5 protein-coding genes and 1 tRNA gene are annotated in these 6,791 nt (G+C 73.6%); 3 read left to right on the top strand and 3 right to left on the bottom strand.

The features are described from left to right. Window positions 1-163: 163 nt before the first annotated feature. Window positions 164-856 carry a hypothetical protein gene (locus ADK86_RS04275; protein ID WP_053695358.1) on the top strand — a complete coding sequence of 231 codons (693 nt, stop codon included), beginning with the start codon at window positions 164-166 and terminating at the stop codon, window positions 854-856. 140 nt (window positions 857-996) lie between these two features. Beyond that, window positions 997-1,070 (top strand) — tRNA-Lys (locus ADK86_RS04270). A gap of 62 nt (window positions 1,071-1,132) precedes the next feature. Here the strand turns inward: ADK86_RS04270 and ADK86_RS04265 are convergent. Continuing rightward, on the bottom strand, window positions 1,133-2,383 hold the full coding sequence (locus ADK86_RS04265; protein WP_053695357.1) for a M6 family metalloprotease domain-containing protein: 1,251 nt from the start codon (window positions 2,381-2,383) through the stop codon (window positions 1,133-1,135). A 292-nt stretch (window positions 2,384-2,675) separates the two neighbouring features. Between ADK86_RS04265 and ADK86_RS04260 the strand changes: the two genes are divergently transcribed. Then, window positions 2,676-4,655: a putative bifunctional diguanylate cyclase/phosphodiesterase gene (locus tag ADK86_RS04260; protein ID WP_063788940.1), complete on the top strand. Its 1,980-nt coding sequence runs from the start codon at window positions 2,676-2,678 to the stop codon at window positions 4,653-4,655. Between the two features lie 95 nt (window positions 4,656-4,750). Here ADK86_RS04260 and ADK86_RS04255 read toward each other — a convergent pair whose 3' ends face one another. Continuing rightward, window positions 4,751-5,896 (bottom strand): LLM class flavin-dependent oxidoreductase, encoded by a 1,146-nt coding sequence (locus ADK86_RS04255; protein WP_053695355.1) that lies wholly within the window; start codon window positions 5,894-5,896, stop codon window positions 4,751-4,753. Window positions 5,897-5,996: 100 nt separating this feature from the next. Next, a complete protein-coding gene (locus ADK86_RS04250; protein WP_053695354.1) occupies window positions 5,997-6,737 on the bottom strand; it encodes an aspartate/glutamate racemase family protein in 741 nt (246 codons plus the stop codon). Window positions 6,738-6,791 lie beyond the last annotated feature (54 nt).

The raw sequence follows: 6,791 nt of genomic DNA, 5'->3' as shown, positions 1-6,791 counted from the left end.
CCCCGTACCCCACACCCCTGACCACCCCAACCCATGATCCCCCTAACCGATCATGGGCCACTGGCATATGCAGGCGCGGAAACATACCCCACACCGCCCCGTCCTGTCCCGATTTCGGCCATTCCGCAGAAACGGAACACCGCCTACCGGTACACCTGGGTCCATGAGCGACTGGCCCTCCGAGCACCCCCGCCGTCCCGCCTCCGCCACGTTCCACACCGCGTCGTACGTCACCCTCGCCGGCGCCGACTGGCTCGCCTCCGCCGACCCCTGTCCGGAGAGCGTGCACGCCCGGTGGGCGGCCTGTCCGGACGCGCCGAGCACGCTCCCCTGCGGCAGCGTCTTCGACGTGATCAACGCGCCCGCGCTCTTCGGCCGCGAGCTGGTGGACCGGTTATGGACCGCGGGGCCCGGGTCGGGGCCGGTCGCCACCCACCGCGGCCGCATCCTGCTGTTCGCCGAGCCCGGCACGGCCCGGCGGCTGCCCGCCCTGCTCGGCTGGGAGGAGTGGTCCGGCTCCGTACCGCCGCTGCTCTGCCACGGCACCGGCGACGCGGTGACCGTCCCGCCCCTTTTCCCGCACCGGCCGGCACGGCCGGACCCGCCGTACGGCACCCCGGCCGGCCCCACCAGCGACGCGCCCACCCCGGACCCCGACCGCCCGGACTCTGACCGCCCGGACTCCGACCGCCCGGACGCCACCTCCCGCTGGCTGGTCGCCCCCGACGTACGCCATCCGTGGCTGCCCGGCCCCGGCACGCTGCTCTGGGCCTGCATACGCGCCGCCCGCCGCGTCCACACCGGCGGAGCCGAACCGGCGGCCGGCACCCCCGGCAGCTCCGCGCCGGCCCTGTGACCAGCGCCACCACCACCGCGACGCCCTCGCGGCCCGCCCCGAGGGCCCTCCGCACCCCGCTCACACCCGTGCGGGACCGGCCCCGCGGAATCGATTTTTGCGCCACCCGATCAGGATGCTAATGTTTTCCACGTCAGCAGGCGCCGCTAGCTCAGTTGGTTAGAGCAGCTGACTCTTAATCAGCGGGTCCGGGGTTCGAGTCCCTGGCGGCGCACCGACAGAAGAAGGCCCCCACCTCGGTGGGGGCCTTCTTCGTGCGCCCGCGGAACCGCGGTCTCAGCTCCGGCCGACCTTGACCGTCCAGTCCCCCGCGGACGACCGTCCGTACACCTGGACCCGCACCCCGTCCTCCGCGACATCCAGGCTCTCCCCCTCGCCGAGCGGCGCATCAGCGAGCTGCGGGTAGACGGAAGTCCCCCAACACGCCTCGGTACCGGGGTGGCCGTCCAGGACCTCCACCGGACCGCTCCCGGACGCGGTCTCGCTGCGTACGCGGTAGACCAGCACGCCCTCGGCGCACACGTCGCGGTCGTTGCCCACCGCGCCGCGCGCCTCGACGGCCAGCGCGCTGCGCGGCCCGGTGCGTACGACCAGCAGCCGCGACCGCCGCTCGTCGCCCGGCTCCATGGGGGCCGACAGCGGCCGCAGCGTGTGGACGGCGTCGCGCCGCTCACCGGTCAGGGAGACGCAGGTCACCTGGCGGCCGCGCAGCCAGCCGAGCTTCCACTTGTGCCAGCCGAAGGGATCGGGGGCCAGCCCGAACTGGCTGCCCATGAGGTCCCAGTCGCCGACGTACGTGTCCCAGTCGCCCTTGCCGTCCCGCGGCCGGTGGTAGAGGTCCGGCAGGTCGAAGACGTGGCCGGTCTCATGGGCGAGCACATTGCGGTCCGGGGGGCTCTGCTCGAAGACGGTGACGAACCGGCTCAGGTCCGCGTCGTCGGCGTGCAGCGGCCGGTCGAGGTTGACGACCTTCGTGGCGTCGGAGTCGACGCCCGGCGCGTCCGGGTCGGCGACGAGGTAGACCACGTCGTAGCGGCTGAAGTCCACCACGCCGTCGGCGGCGGCGACGGCATCGCGCAGGTAGGCGCCGCGGCGGCCGGCGTCCCAGTCCCGTCGTATGCCGTACGAGCCGGAGACCTGCGGCATCCGCACCCAGCGGCGCTGGATGTCGGGGCGCAGCGCGAAGCGGCCGTACGAGGCGCGCTCGAAGAAGCGGGAGGTGGCGGGGAAGTAGTCGGCGGCCAGCTCGCCGGGGTCGGCGACCGGCTCGGAGTCCGGGAAGGACAGGAAGACCATGACGGCGTCGAGGGTGCGCAGGGGCCGCGGATAGGCCCGGTTCCAGACGTCCAGCCCCTCGGAGTGGTGGGCGTCGGTACGGGCCAGCGCGCAGGGCAGGGAGCCCCCGGACGCGGTGGCGGGGCCCGTGATGACGGAGGTGGCTATGACCGCGCTGAGGGAGGTGGCCACCGCGGCCACCCGGCGCAGCACGTGGCGGTCGACCTCCGGAGGTTGCTGGGCGCGCGGCACATCGACCTCCCAGTACGGATTCGGGGCACCTTCACCACTTTGTGGCGATTCGCCGTTATCCGTCCTGTTCCGGGGCCCCAGACGAGTGACCGGCTCAACTCCCTGGCCCGTAACGGAAAGTCACTATCGATCGTTGACCGGATACGCACGAACACAGCCGGACGGAAATGGCCAAAGTTCCGCCATGGGTGCCGATGATCACGGCTACGTCGCTGGATAGGCCCTTGCGGCAGCCTCTATGATCGCCACACTTTCCAGCGCGGATTCCCCCCTCCATCACGAGACAAGCGCCATGCGGGAGCGAGCAGTGAGCGGATACCCCGGCGGCACGGGCCGCGCGCCCGGAACGACGCTCTCCGCGGTGACGGAGCGTAATGAACCGACCAATGAACCGGCCGGGGACCAGGACGACGCCTCCGGCCCCGCGCACACCACCGGCACCGACACGGCCGACGGCCCGGCCCGGCCCGGCGGGCGGCCCGGCCCGCACGGCGAGCCGCGCGCGGCCGGCCGCGGCGAGCCGGACGCCGGCGACGGCTCGGCGGCCTCGCTGCGCGACTACCGCGCCGCCTTCCAGGCCGCCCGCGTCCCGCTGGCCGTACTGAACCGCGACGGCCTGGTCCTCGCCGCCAACCCCGCCTTCGGCGAACTGGTCGGCGCGGCACCGGACGACCTGGTCGCGGCGACCGCCGCCGACCTGACCGAACTGGGCACCGACCCGCGTATCTGGGCCGCCTACCGGGAGGTGCTGTGCGGGCACAGCGACCGGTTGCGCTGCACACGCCGACTGAAACATCCCGACGGGCAGTTCCTGTGGGCCGAGGTGACCGTCGAACCGCTGCCGGACGAGGACTGCGTCCTGCTGTCCGTGTCGGACATCAGCGACCGGCACGACCTGCTGGCCCGGCTGCGCCACCTCCAGATGCACGACCCGGTGACCCGACTGCCCAACCGCACGCTGTTCTTCGAGCGGCTGGCGGGCGCACTGGAGTCAGCCGCCTTCGAACAGCACGGTACGGGCCGGGTCGGCCTGTGCTACCTCGACCTGGACGGCTTCAAGGCCGTCAACGACACCCTCGGCCACCGGGTCGGCGACCGGCTGCTGTGCGCGGTGGCCCAGCGCCTGACGCACTGCGCCGAGACCCTGGACGGGCGCGGCGCGGTGCGCGGCGGCAGCGGGCATCTGGTGGCGCGGCTCGGCGGTGACGAGTTCGCGCTGCTGGTGGAGGACTCGGCCGGCACCGAGCAGCTCGCCGAGCTGGCGCAGCGGGTGCTGGACGCGCTGCAGCGGCCGTTCGACCTGGCCGGGCAGCGGCTGTCGGTCTCCGCGAGCATCGGCGTCGTGGAGCGCGCGGCGACCGGCACCACCGCCACCGGCCTGATGCAGGCCGCGGACACCACGCTGTACTGGGCGAAGGAGGACGGCAAGGCCCGCTGGACGCTCTTCGACCCCGAGCGCAACGCCCACCGGATGACCCGCCAGGCCCTGTCCAGCACGCTGCGCCCGGCGGTGGACCGCGGTGAGTTCACGCTGGAGTACCAGCCGCTGGTCGGGCTCGGCGACGGGCGCGCGAAGGGCGTCGAGGCGCTGGTGCGCTGGCGGCATCCGCAGTTCGGCACACTGTCGCCGAATCGGTTCATCGGATTGGCGGAGGAGAACGGCTCGATCGTCGAGCTGGGCCGCTGGGTGCTGGCCCGCGCCTGCCACCAGGCCCGCGCCTGGCAGCTGGCCCGCCCCGGCGACGAGCCGCTGTTCGTCAGCGTGAACGTCGCCGTACGGCAGGTGTGGGACTCCGACCTGGTCGCCGACGTGGCGGGCATCCTCGCCGAGACCGGCCTGCCGCCGGCCCTGCTCCAGCTGGAGCTGACCGAGTCGGCCGTGATGGGCTCGGCCGGCCGCCCGCTCCAGGCCCTCCAGGCGCTGAGCGAGATGGGCGTACGGATCGCCATCGACGACTTCGGTACCGGCTACTCCAACCTCGCCTACCTCAGCCGGCTGCCGGTCTCCGTCCTGAAGCTGGACGGCTCCTTCGTCCGCGGCTTCCGCTCACAGGAGCACCCGAACCCGGCGGACGAGACGATCGTCGAGGCCCTGGTGTCCCTGGCACACCGGCTGGGCCTGACGGTCACGGCGGAGTGTGTGGAAAGCGCCGAACAGGCGGAACGGTTGCGCCGTATCGGCTGCGACACCGGGCAGGGGTGGCTGTACTCCCGGCCGGTGCCCCCGGACCGGGTGTGCGATCTGTTGGGGGCGGCGCGGCCGGGCGCGTAGCGGTGCCCGCGGGGGCGGGCGGACCGGCGCGCTCCCCCGCCCGCTCCGACGCATCCGCCCCCGCTCCGGCACGCCCGCCCGTACGGCAGCTCCTCTTACTCCTCCGGCAGCCCGTAAGCGTCCGCGATCAGCTCGTACGACCGCAGCCGCGCGTCCCCGCCGTGCGCATTGGCGGTGATCATCAGCTCGTCCGCGCCGGTGCGCTCGGCCAGGGCGTCCAGGCCGGTGCGTACCGCGTCGGGGGTGCCGTAGACGACGTTGGACAGCCAGCTGTCGACGAAGTCGCGCTCCATCTCGCTGAAGGTGTACGCCTCGGCCTCCTCCGGGCTGGGGATCAGCCCCGGGCGCCCGGTGCGCAGCCGGATCATGGACAGTGCGCCGGTGAGGACCTGGCGGCGTGCTTCCTTCTCGTCCTCGGCGGCGAGCGCGCCGACGCCGATCAGGGCGTACGGGGCGTCCAGGACCGCCGAGGGGCGGAAGGACTCGCGGTAGAGGTCCAGCGCGGGGAGGGTGTTCGCCGCGGAGAAGTGGTGTGCGAAAGCGAAGGGCAGGCCCAGGCGGCCGGCCAGCTGGGCGCTGAAGCCGGAGGAGCCGAGCAGCCACAGCGGCGGCCGGTGCGCGGACTGGACCCCGCCGGGGGACGTGGCCTGGACGGGTCCCGGCACCGCGTGGATGCGGCTGTACGGGTGGCCGTCCGGGAAGTCGTCGTCCAGGAAGCGGGTCAGTTCGGCGAGCTGTTGCGGAAAGTCGTCGGCGCCTTCGCGGAGGCGGTCGGTGCGGCGCAGAGCGGCTGCCGTGGCGCCGTCCGTACCGGGCGCCCGGCCGAGGCCCAGGTCCACCCGGCCGGGGGCCATCGCTTCGAGCGTGCCGAACTGTTCCGCGATCACCAGCGGCGCGTGGTTGGGCAGCATGACGCCGCCGGAGCCCAGCCGGATGCGGTCGGTGTGCGCGGCGAGGTGGGCCAGCAGCACCGCGGGCGAGGAGGAGGCCACGCCGGGCATCGAATGGTGCTCGGCGACCCAGTAGCGGTGGAAGCCGCGGCGCTCGGCCGTGCGGGCGATGCCGACGGCGGTGCGTACGGCCTGGGAGGCGGTGTGCCCGGCGCCCACGGTCACCAGGTCGAGCACGGACAGCGGCACCGGCGCGGTGCCGTGGGCGGTGCCCCGGATGCCGTCGCCCGGTGTTGCCCCGGTCCCCCAGTTCTCGTCGGTGCCCCGGATCTCGTCGTGGTCGCCGCTCACGGTGCGGGCCCTCCTCGCGTCGCTGGTCTGCCGCGAGAACAACCGGAGCACTTCTCCGGTTATTCCCGGGTGCGCGAAGAGGGCCCTGGACCGGCTGCCGTCACCCCACGGCGGACGGCACCGACGCCCCGGCGAACAGCGTGCCCAGCGCCGGACACACGACCGTACGGTCCAGCAGCCGCAGGCCCTCCCAGGCGGTGACCTGGTTGGCGGTGAGCACCGGCTTGCCCAGCGCCGCCTCGACGTCGGGGAGGTGGGCGGCGGTGTGCAGGGCGGTATCGGGGAGCAGCACCGCCTCGGCGTCGGGGTGGTCCCCCGTACGGGCGAGCAGCAGGACCTCGTCGAGGCCCCAGGTGCCGACCTCGGCGGCGGTGATGATCCCGCTGCCGCGCGTCGAGACGACGTCCGTGCCCGCGGACTTCAGGAAGGCGCGGAAGCACTCGGCCACGTCGTCGGGGTAGGTCGCGGCGATGGCCACCCGCTCGGCACCGAGGGCCCGGACGGCGTGTGCGAAGGCAAAGGAGGTGCTGGACGCCGGCAGCCCGGCGGTGGCCGACAGTTCGCGCACCTGCTCGTGGGCGCCTTCCCAGCCGAAGACGAAGCTGGCACTGGTGCAGGCCCAGACGACGGCCTCGGCTCCGCGCGCCTTCAGTTCGGCGACGCCGGCGGCGAGGCGGGCGGCGGAGCCCATCTCCAGCAGGGCGTCGACACGGTGGGCGTCCTCGCCGATGTCGGTGTGGACGAGCGGCAGGCTCAGGCCGTTGCCGAGGAGGGTTTCGAGCCGGGGGTAGTCGTCCTCGGCGGAGTGGCCGGGGTAGAGGAAGCCGACCGTGGATGCCATGCAGGTCTCCTGACTGAGGGGTTCGCGGGTGCGGGTGAGGGTGGGTGCTGCGGT

This window comes from Streptomyces sp. NRRL F-5755, from assembly GCF_001279365.1.
Lineage (GTDB): Bacteria > Actinomycetota > Actinomycetes > Streptomycetales > Streptomycetaceae > Streptomyces > Streptomyces rimosus.
Note: the sequence above shows the minus strand (reverse complement) of the source record. Positions and strands in the feature narration are given on the sequence as shown.

Excerpts from the sequence above, each read along its gene's own strand:
- ADK86_RS04275 (WP_053695358.1), top strand. The coding sequence starts at position 164 with ATGAGCGACTGGCCCTCCGAGCACCCCCGCCGTCCCGCCTCCGCCACG.
- ADK86_RS04260 (WP_063788940.1), top strand. The coding sequence starts at position 2,676 with ATGCGGGAGCGAGCAGTGAGCGGATACCCCGGCGGCACGGGCCGCGCG.
- ADK86_RS04250 (WP_053695354.1), bottom strand. The coding sequence starts at position 6,737 with ATGGCATCCACGGTCGGCTTCCTCTACCCCGGCCACTCCGCCGAGGAC.